Genomic DNA, 14,692 nt, shown 5'->3' with positions numbered 1-14,692 from the left:
ATTTAGAATATAATCAACTGAAAGGAGAAATTTTATATGAAACATCTTTATTCTCCACAAACAATCGAAACTATATCATTAAATGTCGAAACTTCAATAGTATGGGAACTAATTGTTGGTATTTCAGGATACACACATACTCAACTTCGACATACATTCGATTTCGATGAGAAGTGGACTGCTGAGAAAAAATTAATGCCAACATCATTAATCAATAACTTAAAGGTTATGGAGAAAACAAACTTATGGTATGGTCTAATAATGCTTCAAAACAAATTTTCATCTACTTCTGTTCAAGACTTTTCGAAATGCCTTTTAGCAATTTCAATGGATGAATTTTACGAAGCACTTTTACCTTACAAAAATCGTGATACTGAGGTAATAAGAATAGAGCTTGCTATGGAACATCATCGGAAAGAGTTATTCAAAAATTATGCTAAAAACTTCGAAAGCCATGACTATTTAGCTGCGTATGTTCAAAATATTAGTGATTTTTCACATGATGAGTTATGCAAACTTTTTTATGATACTTTGGATAATTGGTATAAATGGGTATGTCAACAAAAAGAATGGGATAAGTGGAATCAGGCTCTTGCTTTTGAGCAAAAGCAGTACAGAACTTTAAATGTGAAAAATCCTGTTGAAGAGATCGAACAGATTACTGGCGGAGTCAAATATCTTCCAGAGCCTTATATTTGTACTGTCAAACTGATACCTCAGATATCTTATCGTCCTTGGACATTAAGTTTACGAACTTCAGATACTAAACTCTTCTTTTATCCTTTAAAAGATGATTATTTGGTAGAACCCGGTATACCAACGAAAGAATTAATTCGTGGTCACAAAGCATTAGGGGATGAGTTACGATTAAAATTATTATATCAGCTTTTGAAAGGACCATTATCACTTCAAGAAATGAGCATACAGCTTAATACTTCAAAAACAACATTACATCATCAGCTATCTATTTTAAAATCAGCTAAGTTTGTACAGGTTGATAAAGGGGTATATTCTGCAAACTTTGTGCAAATCAGTGAATTTTCTGAATCTATCACTAAGTTCCTTGGGGTTGGTATATGAAAAAAATTTCAAATTCATTTAAATCACTTTGGGTTGGTGAAATTGTCTCAGAATTTGGAGGAGCAGCAGGAGGGATCATTAATGGTCTATTATTATATGAATTGACAGGCTCTAAAGAATGGATGGGCGTACTTTGGCTTGTTTACTTTATTCCTTCATTAATATTACAAGGTATAAGTTCACCTTTTTTAAATCATGTCATTAAAGAAAAAATGATTCGAAACATACAGCTGATTCGTGCGGGTGCTTATCTCCTGCCATTAATAGGTTTTTTAATAGGCTCAAACGTAGGAACTATTATAGGATTAGTGTTTTTACAAATTCTTTTAGGATTAATGCAACCGATATATGCGAGCGTATCTTTTTCTCTTCTCCCAGAAATTTGTAAAGAAGATGAGCTTATTGAAGCAAATTCATTACTGGATGGAACTATTCGACTTATGAGTTTTATTGCTCCTGGTGCAACATCGGTGTTTCTATTATTCATTCCTATCCATGATATATATGTTTTTTCATCTTTAATGTTTTTCATTAGTTTTCTTTCAATTTCTCGCATACCTCTATCTAGTATTGAGAAAGTGGCAACCTGGACAAAAAAGTTTTGGTGGGAAGAAATGAAAGAAGGCTATCAGACATTTTTTAAGTATCCACATCTATTAAGTCTAACTATTCTTTCTACTACAGTACAATTTGCCGTCGGAGCAACTATGGTTTTGAGCGTACCTTTTATACGTGAAGAACTTAATGGAGAATATTGGGAATATGCAATTTTCTCTGGAGCTTTTCCCATTGGTTATGCACTAGGTATGATACTACTTGCAAAGGTACCGAAAACATATCAAACAATGTATCTAGGATTAATAGGTGGAGGACTTTCATTCGTATTCTTGTTTATGGTAAATTCGGTTCCTCTTGCTTGGATGTGTGAATTGGTTGGAGGTATATTATTTCCTCTTTTTAATGCACAAAGCGCAGCAATTTTTCAAAGAGATGCACCAAGAGATCGTTTAACTCAATTAAGCTCAGTACGATTATTATTTCTTCGAGTTACTATGCCGTTGGGAATAGTATTTGCTTCCTCTTCTTTCTTAAACTTAAGTACACGACATGTATTTGTAATTGTTGGAATGTTGATTATAGTACCAGGATTATATTATCTCCTAGGTTCACTAACAAAATCTAATAATAAACTGAATGTGAAAATTATGTGAATATTCAAAAGTGTACCACAAACAAATTTATAAGAAATAAGGTTATCAAACTTATGGGGAATTCTGTTATTTAGACAGTCTTTTCTAATGCGCTGACGAAGCAATTTAATAGATATAATTGTTACAATTGTACTTGAAAGTCTTCGCTATTACTTTTGTTTTGAATTAGGAGTAATTGCGCCAGTTAGAACGAGGTAAATTATCATATTGTTAGAATGTAAATAATAGTAATTAAATAATAGGAGGATTTAGTAATGATAAGGGGAAATCATTGTGAGAGATAGAGGTTCAGTAGTCTTAATTCAAAACAAAAAGGTTGGTTTAATTAAGAGAATAAGAGAAGATTCTGTATATTATGTTTTTCCAGGTGGTGGAATAGAAGAAGGAGAGACACCTGAAGAAACCGCAATTAGAGAAGCGTTTGAAGAATTGGGAGTTAAAGTGAAAATTAACGATTGTATAGCAAAGATTGATTTTAACGGTACGCAATATTTTTTCTTAGCTGATATTATTGATGGAACATTTGGCATTGGCAAAGGTGAAGAATTTGCAGATAGTAATAATGGTGTATATTTACCAATTTGGATAGAGATAGAAAAGCTATCATCTCTTGATGTTAGGCCGAAAGAGGTTGCTTTGAAACTACAATCTTTATTCAAGTAAACCAACTAATTGTTTTTGTAATAATAAAAAGTATGAGAACGCTAGTGTAATACAACTTCAAATCGATTGGGATTGGTACAAAGGATTCTCCAGACGACACAATTCATAAACATCAGAACAATTTTTTTGGTTTGTATTTAGGAGAACAATACGATTGTAGGCTGTACAAATCAGGAGGCTCAACTGGATATTATACATACAAGTTCCATGTTTCACCACCGTTACCTGACGATATTTCAGGATATGACTTAGTATTTAAAGAGTATCGCGATTTCTTAAAAGAACAGACAACAGGTCTTGAAATTGTAATGCATTTAGATTAACTTCACGATAAGGTACAAGAGGTGAGGCTGTCATTTTGGCAGCTTTTTGTTACGTAACAAAGGGTTAGCGGAAGAAGGAAAACCGTTTTATTATGTTGAAATTACTTATTTGTTGTAATAGTAAAGATTGGGAGAGGGTTATTTTGCTAACTAATTTGTATTTTGTACGACACGCACATTCTACATATACACCGGATGAATTAGGCAGACCTTTATCCAAAGAGGGTCTGGCTGATGTAGAAAGAATTAATCGCATACTTGCAAAAGAAAATATAGATATTATCATTTCAAGTCCATACAAGAGGGCAGTTCAAACAGTCGAGAGAGTCGCACAAAGTGGTAATGAAGTTATAATTGAGAAAGGTTTTAAAGAACGGATATTGTCCGAAAAACCTGTTGAGGACTTTTATTTAGCAATTGCAAAAGTATGGGAGGAACCGACCTATTCTTGGGTAGGTGGCGAATCCAATATTTTCGCCCAAAGGCGAGGGGTTCAGACAACCTTAAAGATATTAAAAAGGTATCGAGGTAAAAACATTGCAGTAGGAACACACGGAAATATATTGGTTCTAATTATGAATTACTTTGATAAAAAATATGGTTTTAGTTTTTGGAGAGAACTTGATATGCCAGATATATATAAATTGACTTTTGATAACACAGAATTGAAAGAAGTTAACAGAATATGGAATAGGTTATAAAAGATAGCCATTGTAAGCTGGCTTAGTAGTGAAGTTGTACATTCGAAATAAAGAAATTGATATTTTTAATGGTTTAATATTAACACTGGCAGCACCATATATCTTAGACGAATTCCTGGAAGAAAAGACTTTGAGAAATTTCCTAAATAAATGACTCTGCTTGAATCGATAGAAGCGAGAGTCGGAAATGGTTGTTGTGTATAATGAAATTTGCTATCATAATCGTCTTCGATAATAAACCCTTGCCAGTTGTTAGCCCAATGTATAAGCAATTGTCTTTCTTGAATGGATATGCTTACTCCTTTTGGACTTTGATGGGAGGGCGTTATATAGATTAAAAGTGACATCATTTGTTCTAACTTTGAAAATTTGCACCTGTCTCATAAATAGGTAGAGTTTCAAGAGATAAACCATGGAATTTAAAAGCTTCCCTAGCTCCATCATACCCTGGGTCTACTACAATAAAGCTAGGGAAATCAAGGAGGAGTTAATCATGTTTATACTTAAATATTTTAAAGTCACAGATTATAATGAAATTACAGAGTTTGTTCATGCAAACTCATTTGGAACAATCGTCTCAACAAAAAATGGGAAGCCAGTTGCTACTCACATTCCTTTGGAGTTAAGTAAAATAGGAGAAGATTATTTTATCACGGGTCACATGGCATATGGAAATCCTCAGTGGAGAACTTTTGATACTTGCGAGGAGGTTCTTGTAATGTATCAAGGACCGCACTCTTACATTTCTTCTTCTTGGTATGGGCACGAAAATGTCCCTACATGGAATTATCAAGCCGTTCACGTATATGGAAAAGCGAGCATTATGGAGGAAGAAGAATTAAAACAAGACCTGACAATGTTATTAGAAAAATATGAAAAACATCGAAAAAATCCAATTTTGTGGGACAATCTTTCACCTAAGCTTCTAGAAAATCAACTTAAAGCTATCGTTGGATTTAAGATTAAAGTAGGAGAAATTCAAGCAGCTTATAAATTAAGTCAAAATCGTAATGAGGAGGATTATTTAAACATCATTGATCAGCTACAAGGGGAAGAAAATATAAATTCTCAACAAATGGGAGAGATAATGAAAGTGAGAGCACAAAAAAAGTAATAATGCGGATGGATCATTATTATATACCTGAAAATTCATCAATTAAAACATGGGGCCAAATACAAAAAACGAGCAATACTTTCTGATGGTGGCATTGGGGTAATATAAGTCTTGTATTTGAATTCGAGGCTATTTTTAATTATTCGTAATCTATAATAATCAAAATTTATTTTAAACCAACATTTCAATAAGTCACTTTAGTTATTGCTTATTTTTATCATAACTATACTAAGAAGTATAGTTATTTAGAAAGGATGGATAAGATGAGTAAGAACTTTATAATATTTGGAGCAAGTCATGGGCTAGGCGATGCATTTGTAAAAGGCTTACCCAACAAGGGTGATACAGTATGGGTAGTGTCACGCACACGACCAAGTAGTTTAGATATAAAGGATGGCGTAAATCGTAAATGGCTCACAATTGATTTGTCTAGTCAACAACAAATTCCTTTTTTAAAAGAAACTTTAAAAGACATTGCTATTGATGTATTAATTTATAATGTCGGAGTATGGGAAAAGCGTGGTTTTGAAGATGACTATACGTTTGATGAGGATGAAGTTGGAGACATTTCGAGCTTAATTAATATTAATTTAACTTCTACTATTACTTATATTCAGGCGCTTTTACCTAGTTTAAGAAAGGCGAAAAAAGGAAGGATTATTTTAATTGGTTCAACAGCAGGTTTAGATCATACGAATAATGCACAAGTTTCGTTTGTTACATCTAAATTTGGCTTACGTGGAATAACGAATGCTTTACGCGAACATGTGAGAAAAGATAAGATTTCTGTAACGTGTATTAATCCAGGTGAGCTTGCTGCTGATGTACCTTATGAAGAAGGTGCAGAAAAGGCAATTATGTTGTATCAAGGTACTCGTATTCCTGTACAAGACATTGTAGCCATTGTCCAATGCGTTATTAATTTATCGCCTGTTTCATGTGTAAAGGAAATAAATATTCCTGCCATAACAGACTTGAATGCATGATTGTATAAAAGCAAGTTTTGGTAATGAGTTTTATTAGTATAGTACTTTATAGCTTATGGTTGTTTGAGTCACAGTAGGCGATTGATTTTAGAGAGTAAATTAAAATAACTTAATTATCAGTAAAGAGAAGCCGTTAATGTTTTAAGTGGACAGTGTACATTTTTCCATGCTTTCAACTAGGTGGCAACGCGGGTTAACTCTCTTCCCTTCTATAGGGACGGGAGTTTTTTGTGTTTTATATAGTAAAAAAAAACCTTATTTTAAAATTAAAAAAGAAAAATGAAGATGGAATTATTCGCTTATTAAAGTAGAGATTAAACATGTTAGATATAAAAGTATTATGTAATGTAGAAGCAGAACGGAATTCTATATAATTGACATTATCAAATATTCCAAATGAAATTCCAAACTCATCTTTTTGAATGCTCTAGATTTATGATTGAAGAAAAGTTTTGTAGCGCTCTCTCGAAACGAGCCCCCAATCCATAGGGCACGATTCTTCATTAAGAGGGATCGCTTTTTTATGCAGCAATAGGGAAAGTAATGTTTTTAGCAAAGCATACGGTATGGAGCTGTGGATAAATAAAAAGCGATTACTAAATGGGGTAAAGCTATTGTAACTTCGATGATTCGTTCTGAACCAGCAGTAGCAAAAGCAGCAGAAGAAGATTTAGGCTATACAGTAAATCAAAACTCACATGAAGCGAAAATATTTGTCCGTGGTAAGAAAGGGAAAGGTCCGAAATATATTTCCGTTGATCAAGATGGTGGAGTTTGGATAGGTGCAGAGACTATTAAGGATGTAGGTAGTAAAAAGACACGCTCTGGGACTTATGATGAAAACTTAGAGAGAATTGAAGATTAGATTCTAGCATATGTTGCTGGGTATAGTGGTATGGCTATGGGCGGAATAGCAAGAGTTAGTCAGATTCAATACTTACAACCATTTTTGATGATTCTATTTTCAGCAGTATTTCTAGATGAATCCATCACATTATTCACTATTGTAATAGCAGTGATTGTTGTCTTTTCTGTTATATTAGTCACAAATGCTCCCGTATCAAAAAAAAGGTGCTATATCAGAGAAAGAATAACTGAATGTTCAATTAAGTTAGGTGGTGAAAATTTTATGTTGATATTAGCATGGAGATTGTAAAGAAATGACTTAAACTATAGGATGTATTTAGTGTGATAAGGAGTTAACAAAACATCAGGATATTAATTATAGTAGAAATCTTTTACTAAGGCTCTGTTAAAAGATAATGATGGTCAATCAGAAATAAGGACCCGTTTGAGGTCCTTTCTTTGAGTTACTAATTAATCCATTCATTAGCAATAAGAGTTATTATTTTATCTTCAGAATAAAGCTTAGTGAACAACTCATTAAGTCTTTCGTACCTATAATACTTGCGGATTTTTCATTTATTCAAGACTCTAAATGGTATCTTTATAGGTCCACACCCTACCACTAGACGGTAAAAATACAGATTGTGTGGACCTTTTGGAATAGGTGCAGATATGTAAAAATTTTAGCAAGGGGATGAATGCAGTGTTTAACGATTTTAAGCTTATGGAAGGCCGTCCTGTATATATTCAACTTAAGGAATATTTAAAAAGAATGATAAGCAACGGGCATTTGCTTGAGCAACAAAAGCTTCCATCTACTCGTGAACTCAGCGCTTTATTATCAATCAGCCGAAACACAGTTCTAACGGCTTATGCGGAGTTGGAACAAGAAGGCTTTATCTATGCGGTAAAAGGGAAAGGAAACTTTGTAAGTCATGTTGAGACCTTCAAATCCCCATCCATCCAGTTGAATTGGACTGAAAAAATCAATGAGCAAACCTTTTTAGCAGATGAATTGGATCTTATGAAGCATGGAGTGCGCTGGAATAAAGAAATGATCTCATTTAATAGTATCGCACCTGATGAAAAGCTTTTTGATGTAGAAAATTTTAAAAGGGCATTTTTAAATCGGATGTCCATTGAAGGAGACATCGTTCTTAATTATGGATATGCAAAGGGCTATAAACCACTTACCGAATACCTGCTTCACTACATGGAAACTAAAGGGGTAGATATTAGAAATAAAGATATTTTAATCACAAATGGATTCACGGAAGGACTGGATATCCTTTTATCCTCTTTAAATAAAAAGAGTGGCTGTGTTATTTGTGAAAATCCAACCCATCATTCTGCACTCAAGCTCTTTCGATTACATGGATTTGAAATTGATGGAATTGAAATGGATGATGACGGGCTCAATGTTAGTAAGCTAGAAACATCCTTATCAAAAAAGGAGTATGATTTTGCATATTTAATACCGTCTTATCATAATCCTACTGGAATAGTAACGTCTTCTGATAAAAGGAAGGAAATCATGGATCTGTTTTCCGCATATCAACTTCCTATCGTTGAAGATGGATTTAATGAAGAATTACGTTACTCAGGTTCACATTTGGCACCGTTGGCCGCATTTGCCGGACTCGGCAATAATGTCATTTATATTAGCAGCTTCTCTAAAATTCTTTTTCCTGGCTTACGTGTTGGGTGGATTTTAGCAGACAAAGATTTGATTTATTACTTGGAAAGTATGAAAAGAGCTCGAACAATTCATACGTCTACATTAGATCAAGCGGTGTTATATCAATATTTGAATGATGGCTACTTTGAGAAGTATATAAAGAAAGCTAGATCAGTCTATAAGAAAAAGCATGAATTAGCAGTTCATTATTGTAAGCAATTTATTCCTTTTAAACGAATAACTGGTGACGGCGGACTCCACCTTTTTATAGAACTAGAAAATAATATCGATTCACGAAAGCTTTTAGAAAAATGTTATCAAAAGGGAGTTGTTTTTTCTCCGGGCGATGTTTATTACACGGACAGTAGTGGAAAGCATAGTTTACGATTAGGATTTTCTAGGATGAAAGAAAGTGAGATTATTCAGGGAATTAAAATAATAGGTGACTCGTTAAAAAATAATTATGGAGGCTAAAAAAATGAGAGTTGGCGTAATAATGGGAGGGGTTTCTTCCGAGAAACAAGTTTCGCTCATGACAGGTGAAGAAATGATTGTGCATTTAGATAAAAATAAATATGAAATTGTGCCGATTCAACTAGATAACAAAGAAGATTTAGTTGAAAAGGCTAAAAATCTTGACGTTGCGCTACTTGCGCTTCATGGCAAGTACGGTGAGGACGGCACCATTCAAGGTACCCTCGAAACCATTGGAGTTCCTTATACAGGAAGTAGCTTACTGTCTAGCAGCTTATGCATGGATAAGAATATCTCGAAAAAAATCATCCGTTATGAAGGTGTGCAAACACCGGATTGGATTCACCTTACTAACATGAAAGAACTTAATCTGGGTGAAATAGACAAGATGGGTTACCCAGTAGTTGTGAAACCTAATTCGGGCGGTTCGAGTGTAGGAGTAAAAATTGTTTATGACCAAGATACGATAAAGTCTTCGATTGCTGAAGTATTTAAGTGGGATTCCGAAGTAATGATTGAAAAATATATAAAAGGTGAGGAAATCACTTGTTCTATATTGGATGGAAAGCTTTTACCTGTGGTTTCCATTCGTCATCAGGGAGAGTTTTTTGATTATACCTCCAAATATAATGATGTGGCAACCATTGAAGAAGTGGTTCAGCTCCCACCCGAAATATATAACCGTGTCTCTTTTGCTGCAATGACTTGTTATAAATCACTAAAATGTAGTGTTTATGCCCGAATAGACATGATGATTAAAAACGGCATCCCTTATGTGTTGGAAGTTAATTCATTACCTGGGATGACGAAAAATAGTCTGCTACCAAAAAGCGCACAATCAGCGGGTATTCCTTATAATAAGCTTCTTGACTTGATCATTGAAAATTCACTTAAAGTGAGGGGAAATGATGTATAGACCAATATGGGCTGAAATTAGTCATAGCAATATTTCACATAATATTTGTGAATTTCGAAGGGTAATACCTAACTCAACAAAAATAATGGCAGCAGTAAAAGCGAATGCTTATGGACACGGTGCTACCGAGATTTCCAAAAAAGCGATTGATAGTGGAGTAGATTATTTAGCAGTAGCAAGTTTAGAAGAAGCCATTGAACTACGAAAATCAGATATTCAAGCACCTATACTTATACTTGGTTTCACTCCTTCTTCAGCATCGAATCATGTTGTACATTGGGATTTAACGCAATCAATTTTTGATATGGAACATGCAGAATCTTTATCAAAGTCTGGGCAGATATTAGGGAAAAAGGCAAAGGTTCACGTCAAGGTCAATACAGGAATGGGACGATTAGGAGTGCAAGCAGAAGAAGCAAGTGATTTTATCGATATCGTTTCAAAAATGGATGGGATCTATCTTGAAGGAGTGTTTTCACATTTTGCTACTGCAGATGAAACCGACAAATGGTATGCGGAAGAACAAGCGAACCGATGGAAAAATCTATTGGAAGAGTTGAAGAAACGAAAAGTTTCTATTCCCCTCCTTCATATTGCGAATAGTGCTGCAACTATTGAAATTCCAGATATGACCTACGATATGGTTCGTATCGGAATTTCAATGTATGGTCTTTATCCATCTAATGAGGTGAATAAGACAAAAGTTAATCTTAGACAAGCAATGAAGTTGAAAACCAAAGTCATCAATCTCCAGACTCTTGAGAAAGGGTATGGTGTATCATATGGAGCGACTAAAATTGAAAGAGATAAAGCCGTTATTGCAACTATTCCAATTGGCTATGCAGATGGATATTTGAGAGGATTATCTGGAAAGGCTTCCGTTCTTATTCACGGACAAAAAGCTCCTGTTTTCGGTAGAATATGTATGGATTTTTGTATGATCGATGTAACTGATATTAAAGGTGTAAATATTGGTGATGAGGTGGTAGTTTATGGAGGTCAAGGAAATCAATTTATATCATTAGATGAAGTAGCCAATATGTTAGGAACCATATCGTATGAAGTTGCTTGTAACTTGGGTCATAGAGTTCCTAGAATTTACAAGTAACAAGCTAAAGGCAGCATTCAAATAATTATCTTGATCTTCCACAATTGTGGAATAAAATGTAGTGTAGTGCTTGAGAAAAATAGACAAATCCTTCACGAAAAAATCCCTACTTTCTAGATGAAAAGTTGGGATTTTTTCATTTTTAATGGACCTAGGGAAATGAATGATACTTGTTGCTTATTTAGGAAAAGCCCTATTAACTTTAAAAAATGATCTTAGTATTATTTATAAACATACGTTTACTTGAAGCTAAATTATGTTGCATTCTACATTTTTAGTCGACGTTTTTAATTAATAAAGTAAGTTCTTCTTCAAGTGATGTTATTTTTAGGCTCTGTTAAATTTAAATGTTGATCAATTAGATAAAAGTTAAGGAATAATCCTTGTGAGTAGAATTATCCCTCATAGATGTTATTTAATCTCCAGCAATATGCACCGATGCTACTTTTGGTTGGGATATTTTACCGATAACTTCTTGATATTCATTTTGTTTGTGATTTAGTAAGTTGTTCTGATATTGGTATAAGTCTGTAATTAATTTCCTTAGGTTATCACCTGAAAAAGTTTCATCTGTTAAATAAAAATCACTTAATTTCCTAAGTTCCAAGTAACTTCTCCATAACTTGCTTGAATTAAATATTGCGTTATGCAGATATTCGGAGAATTCAAAAAATTGAATCTCTTGACCCTCGTGGTCATATAAAACGACATCAAAACCCATAAAATCACACCTTTAATATCTTTTAACTCAATCCTATTAAACCGCTTGAAATTTCGATAATCGCAAACTATCATAAGTATCCGTCATTTCAAATACGAATGATGTAAGCAAAAATTCTTTAATATTGTGTTTAGTGCTTTCGTTACTCCGACTGTCTACGAACAGGAACCACCTAAGATAGTTGTCGAGATATTTTGTAGACACACCTTTAAAACGGTCAACCACTGTTTCATTCGAGAGTGTAGACCAGTAACATTTAGGTTGTGATACAAACCTTTTATTACGTATGCTCACTCTTGTAACCTATAATCCGAATACGTGTTCTTATTCGGATTATACTAGGAATTCGGATGGGGAGCAAATATCAACATTAACCTTTAACAGAGCCTATTTGTAAATTAATGCCCAGTGCCGTCTTCATCATCTACCTATAATTTAAATACTTAATTTCAGTAGCATGTAGCTCATTAAAAATAGCAGGTTTATTTCTTTAAGGACTACAGAAATTTTATGAAGGTCAAAATTCAAATCATATATTAACACCGATTGTAAATATTTTATTTAGATACAAAAGTTATAATTCATCTTCCAATGATAATATCTCTTTAATGATTACCCGATAATTCCAATATCTCAATTTGAGTAGCAACATCTATTTCTTTAATATTACTTATCTTTGGAAAATCTATTATTGATAAAGTTTTTAAATTAGAATTTTTCGAAAGATCCCATAATGTATTCGCTATAGTGTTCCATTCAAGTGACAAAGCTTTAAGGTTTGTCAGTAATTCAATCGCTGCTAAATTTTCAACTTTTAAATCATAAATAAGCAAAAACTCTGGATTTACTAAAACAAAAAGATTTTGATTTCATACTCGGTTGGCTATTTAGTATTGCACACAATCTGACTATTGATTATTTAAGAAAAAATAAATATAGAAGATTCTTTAAGGAAGTATTTCCATTACAAAAAGACGATAAACCATTGCCAGAAGAAATAATCCAAATAAAAGAGGCATCATATGAACTTTATAAAGCATTAGGAGAAATCAAAGGTACATATAGGAAGGTGATCGTTTTAAGAAAAATCAAAGGTTTTTCTATAGAAGACACAGCAAAGATACTAGATTGGTCTGAGAGTAAAGTTAAATCCACTCTTTATAGAGCTATCCCAGTTCTGAAAAAGCAATTAAAAAAGGAGGGATACTTGTATGAAGAAACAATTTGAGGATACTGATTTTGATAGTTCCATACAAAAGTTGGATTCAGATATGATTTGGAATAAAACACAAAAACAAAAACTAAAAAACCGAATTTTAACTAGTATCGAAGAAAGTCAGCAACATGAAGATAATTCAAATTTTATGCTTTCAGCTCGAGATAATCAAAGAAGTTTGGCCATGAAATTAGTATATTCTTTTGCAGCATTAATCGTATTATTTGGATTATTTATTGGCTCAGCTTTCATCTCTCCAGCTATGGCCGAGATTGTATCAAAAATTCCTTACTTAAATAAAGTTTTTCAATCTGAACGAGTTAATCAAGTTATTTGGGAGGAGTTAGAAGAAAAAGGATATAAAATTAGTGGATTAAGTGGAAGAGGGGAGAATATGAGAGTCTATATCGATGGGTCTGAGCAGTATGTCCAAGATGTTCGTGAAGATGTAAAAAACATTGTTGAAAAGATATTGAAGTCAAGAGATTATGATAATTACAAAGTTGAGGTAATTAAGGATAATAACACTACTTATCAGCCAAGTCCAGAAACATTAAAGTTAGAAGAAGAAGCATTTAAAGTTGATGATGCTTTACAACAAGAGTTAAAAAAACATAATTATCCTGATGTAACGACCCAAGTAGGAACATTGAATGATTCAGGTAATCTATCTATTTATATTGGTATACCTAATACTGAAAAAAAACCTGAAGAAATAAAAGAATTAGTTCGCAATGTTATCAAAAAAATAACAAATAAAAAGTATACATTAACATTTGATGAAATTAATTTAAAGATAAGAAAGCAGGAGGAAAGATGGGGTGGAGTTATAGGAACAATTGTAGAAGGTTTATATAGTAAAAAGGAATTCCATGTGAAAGGTTTTTCATATTCAGCACATCCTCAGCCGATGACTTTATATATTAAGACTACTATATCGTCTTCAAATCCTGATAGTAAACAGCTTGGAATAAAAATTGAAAGTACGGTTAAGGAGTTTTTAGAATCTAAAGAGGTTAGAGAGATCATCAAAGATGATGAATATCAAATTATTGTTTACAGTAAAGATAAAAAGAAAATAAATTGATCAATGTTACATAGGCTTTACAACATTAAGTCGTAAAGCCTATTTCTTGTGCAATAATAAGGAATACGTATTTAATGAAAAAAATACTAAAAACATAATCTAAACTAAAGAAAAAGATTAAAGCTTAGGAGGTAAATATGAATAATTTTCTAGAATCTCCAACATTAGTAGGGAATAGAATTACGTTGAGACACATAATACCAGAGATAGACAGTCTCCCTTTTTTTTAACATTTTTCTTGAACCAGATATGCATTTATGGACAGGGAATACCATACCTAAAAATGAAAATGAAACCTATGAAATACTTAAAATGTATCGTGATTCAGATGAACTGATTTCGTGGTCGATTATTGAAAATATATCTAAAAAGTTTATCGGTACATATTGGATTGTTATACCGCAAGACAATGAAGAGAGAAGGATTATTCCTGGAGAAGCACAAAGAATTGGTAAAGAATATTGGAGAATGGGGTATACAAAAGAAGCCAGAAAATTAATATATGATTTTTCATTTTTGAAGCTAAAAGTTGAGGAAGTTCATGCGCAAGCTTGGAAGAATAATATTA

General features: G+C 33.1%; 15 protein-coding genes and 4 pseudogenes. 15 read left to right on the top strand and 4 right to left on the bottom strand.

What is annotated here, in order from left to right; all coding sequences use genetic code 11:
• Window positions 1–36: 36 nt before the first annotated feature.
• The 5 genes from V7014_RS06140 (at window position 37) to V7014_RS06120 (ending at window position 3,978) form a co-directional block, all read left to right on the top strand.
• The gene (locus V7014_RS06140) at window positions 37–1,080 is read left to right on the top strand and encodes an ArsR family transcriptional regulator (RefSeq protein ID WP_335505216.1); all 1,044 of its coding nucleotides are present in this window, start codon (window positions 37–39) and stop codon (window positions 1,078–1,080) included.
• A complete protein-coding gene (locus tag V7014_RS06135; protein ID WP_335505214.1) occupies window positions 1,077–2,291 on the top strand; it encodes an MFS transporter in 1,215 nt (404 codons plus the stop codon). Before V7014_RS06140 ends, V7014_RS06135 begins: the two co-directional genes overlap by 4 nt.
• A gap of 273 nt (window positions 2,292–2,564) precedes the next feature.
• The gene (locus V7014_RS06130; RefSeq protein WP_438824878.1) at window positions 2,565–2,954 is read left to right on the top strand and encodes an NUDIX hydrolase; all 390 of its coding nucleotides are present in this window, start codon (window positions 2,565–2,567) and stop codon (window positions 2,952–2,954) included.
• Window positions 2,955–3,085: 131 nt separating this feature from the next.
• Window positions 3,086–3,277, top strand: a complete 192-nt coding sequence (locus V7014_RS06125; protein ID WP_335505212.1) for a hypothetical protein — start codon at window positions 3,086–3,088, stop codon at window positions 3,275–3,277.
• Window positions 3,278–3,372: 95 nt separating this feature from the next.
• The gene (locus V7014_RS06120; RefSeq protein ID WP_438824877.1) at window positions 3,373–3,978 is read left to right on the top strand and encodes a histidine phosphatase family protein; all 606 of its coding nucleotides are present in this window, start codon (window positions 3,373–3,375) and stop codon (window positions 3,976–3,978) included.
• Here V7014_RS06120 and V7014_RS06115 read toward each other — a convergent pair.
• Window positions 3,978–4,456 (bottom strand): annotated as a pseudogene (locus tag V7014_RS06115) (PLP-dependent aminotransferase family protein); the annotation flags it as partial. The gene V7014_RS06120 and the pseudogene V7014_RS06115 overlap by 1 nt on opposite strands.
• A 15-nt stretch (window positions 4,457–4,471) precedes the next feature.
• Here V7014_RS06115 and V7014_RS06110 point away from each other — a divergent pair.
• The 7 genes and pseudogenes from V7014_RS06110 (at window position 4,472) to alr (ending at window position 11,100) form a co-directional block, all read left to right on the top strand.
• A complete protein-coding gene (locus V7014_RS06110; RefSeq protein WP_335505218.1) occupies window positions 4,472–5,092 on the top strand; it encodes an FMN-binding negative transcriptional regulator in 621 nt (206 codons plus the stop codon).
• Window positions 5,093–5,355: 263 nt separating this feature from the next.
• Window positions 5,356–6,078, top strand: a complete 723-nt coding sequence (locus tag V7014_RS06105; RefSeq protein ID WP_335505210.1) for an SDR family oxidoreductase — start codon at window positions 5,356–5,358, stop codon at window positions 6,076–6,078.
• A gap of 586 nt (window positions 6,079–6,664) precedes the next feature.
• A pseudogene (locus V7014_RS06100) lies at window positions 6,665–6,943 on the top strand (toxin C-terminal domain-containing protein); the annotation flags it as partial.
• A 3-nt stretch (window positions 6,944–6,946) separates the two neighbouring features.
• Window positions 6,947–7,234 (top strand): annotated as a pseudogene (locus V7014_RS06095) (EamA family transporter); the annotation flags it as partial.
• Between the two features lie 393 nt (window positions 7,235–7,627).
• Entirely contained in the window at window positions 7,628–9,076 is a 1,449-nt protein-coding gene (locus V7014_RS06090) for a PLP-dependent aminotransferase family protein (RefSeq protein WP_335505209.1), read from the top strand.
• Between the two features lie 4 nt (window positions 9,077–9,080).
• Window positions 9,081–9,992 (top strand): D-alanine--D-alanine ligase, encoded by a 912-nt coding sequence (locus V7014_RS06085; protein ID WP_335505207.1) that lies wholly within the window; start codon window positions 9,081–9,083, stop codon window positions 9,990–9,992.
• Window positions 9,985–11,100 (top strand): alanine racemase, encoded by a 1,116-nt coding sequence (gene alr / locus V7014_RS06080; protein ID WP_335505205.1) that lies wholly within the window; start codon window positions 9,985–9,987, stop codon window positions 11,098–11,100. The genes V7014_RS06085 and alr overlap by 8 nt, the downstream gene beginning before the upstream one ends.
• Before the next feature lie 415 nt (window positions 11,101–11,515).
• Here alr and V7014_RS06075 read toward each other — a convergent pair whose 3' ends face one another.
• The 3 genes and pseudogenes from V7014_RS06075 to V7014_RS06065 form a co-directional block, all read right to left on the bottom strand.
• Window positions 11,516–11,821: a hypothetical protein gene (locus V7014_RS06075; RefSeq protein WP_335505203.1), complete on the bottom strand. Its 306-nt coding sequence runs from the start codon at window positions 11,819–11,821 to the stop codon at window positions 11,516–11,518.
• 36 nt (window positions 11,822–11,857) lie between these two features.
• Window positions 11,858–12,108: pseudogene (locus V7014_RS06070) on the bottom strand (IS1595 family transposase); the annotation flags it as partial.
• A 318-nt stretch (window positions 12,109–12,426) separates the two neighbouring features.
• Window positions 12,427–12,654, bottom strand: coding sequence for a hypothetical protein (locus V7014_RS06065; RefSeq protein ID WP_335505201.1), 228 nt, complete (start codon window positions 12,652–12,654; stop codon window positions 12,427–12,429).
• A 5-nt stretch (window positions 12,655–12,659) separates the two neighbouring features.
• Between V7014_RS06065 and V7014_RS06060 the strand changes: the two genes are divergently transcribed.
• The 3 genes from V7014_RS06060 to V7014_RS06050 all read left to right on the top strand — a co-directional run.
• Window positions 12,660–13,049: an RNA polymerase sigma factor gene (locus V7014_RS06060; protein ID WP_335505217.1), complete on the top strand. Its 390-nt coding sequence runs from the start codon at window positions 12,660–12,662 to the stop codon at window positions 13,047–13,049.
• Window positions 13,033–14,124: a DUF4030 domain-containing protein gene (locus tag V7014_RS06055; protein WP_335505199.1), complete on the top strand. Its 1,092-nt coding sequence runs from the start codon at window positions 13,033–13,035 to the stop codon at window positions 14,122–14,124. The genes V7014_RS06060 and V7014_RS06055 overlap by 17 nt, the downstream gene beginning before the upstream one ends.
• Before the next feature lie 249 nt (window positions 14,125–14,373).
• Window positions 14,374–14,692 (top strand): GNAT family N-acetyltransferase (locus tag V7014_RS06050; protein WP_335505197.1); only part of this gene is annotated, 319 nt, incomplete at its 3' end.

The sequence above is a fragment of the Bacillus sp. JJ722 genome, assembly GCF_036963345.1.
In the GTDB taxonomy this organism is placed as follows: domain Bacteria; phylum Bacillota; class Bacilli; order Bacillales; family DSM-1321; genus Bacillus_AD.
The sequence above is the reverse complement of the archived record's forward strand: the minus strand, read 5'-3'. Positions and strand labels throughout refer to the sequence as shown.

Coding starts and splice junctions, on each gene's coding strand:
- V7014_RS06140 (WP_335505216.1), top strand. CDS start 37: ATGAAACATCTTTATTCTCCACAAACAATCGAAACTATATCATTAAAT.
- V7014_RS06135 (WP_335505214.1), top strand. CDS start 1,077: ATGAAAAAAATTTCAAATTCATTTAAATCACTTTGGGTTGGTGAAATT.
- V7014_RS06110 (WP_335505218.1), top strand. CDS start 4,472: ATGTTTATACTTAAATATTTTAAAGTCACAGATTATAATGAAATTACA.
- V7014_RS06105 (WP_335505210.1), top strand. CDS start 5,356: ATGAGTAAGAACTTTATAATATTTGGAGCAAGTCATGGGCTAGGCGAT.
- V7014_RS06085 (WP_335505207.1), top strand. CDS start 9,081: ATGAGAGTTGGCGTAATAATGGGAGGGGTTTCTTCCGAGAAACAAGTT.
- alr (WP_335505205.1), top strand. CDS start 9,985: ATGTATAGACCAATATGGGCTGAAATTAGTCATAGCAATATTTCACAT.
- V7014_RS06075 (WP_335505203.1), bottom strand. CDS start 11,821: ATGGGTTTTGATGTCGTTTTATATGACCACGAGGGTCAAGAGATTCAA.
- V7014_RS06055 (WP_335505199.1), top strand. CDS start 13,033: ATGAAGAAACAATTTGAGGATACTGATTTTGATAGTTCCATACAAAAG.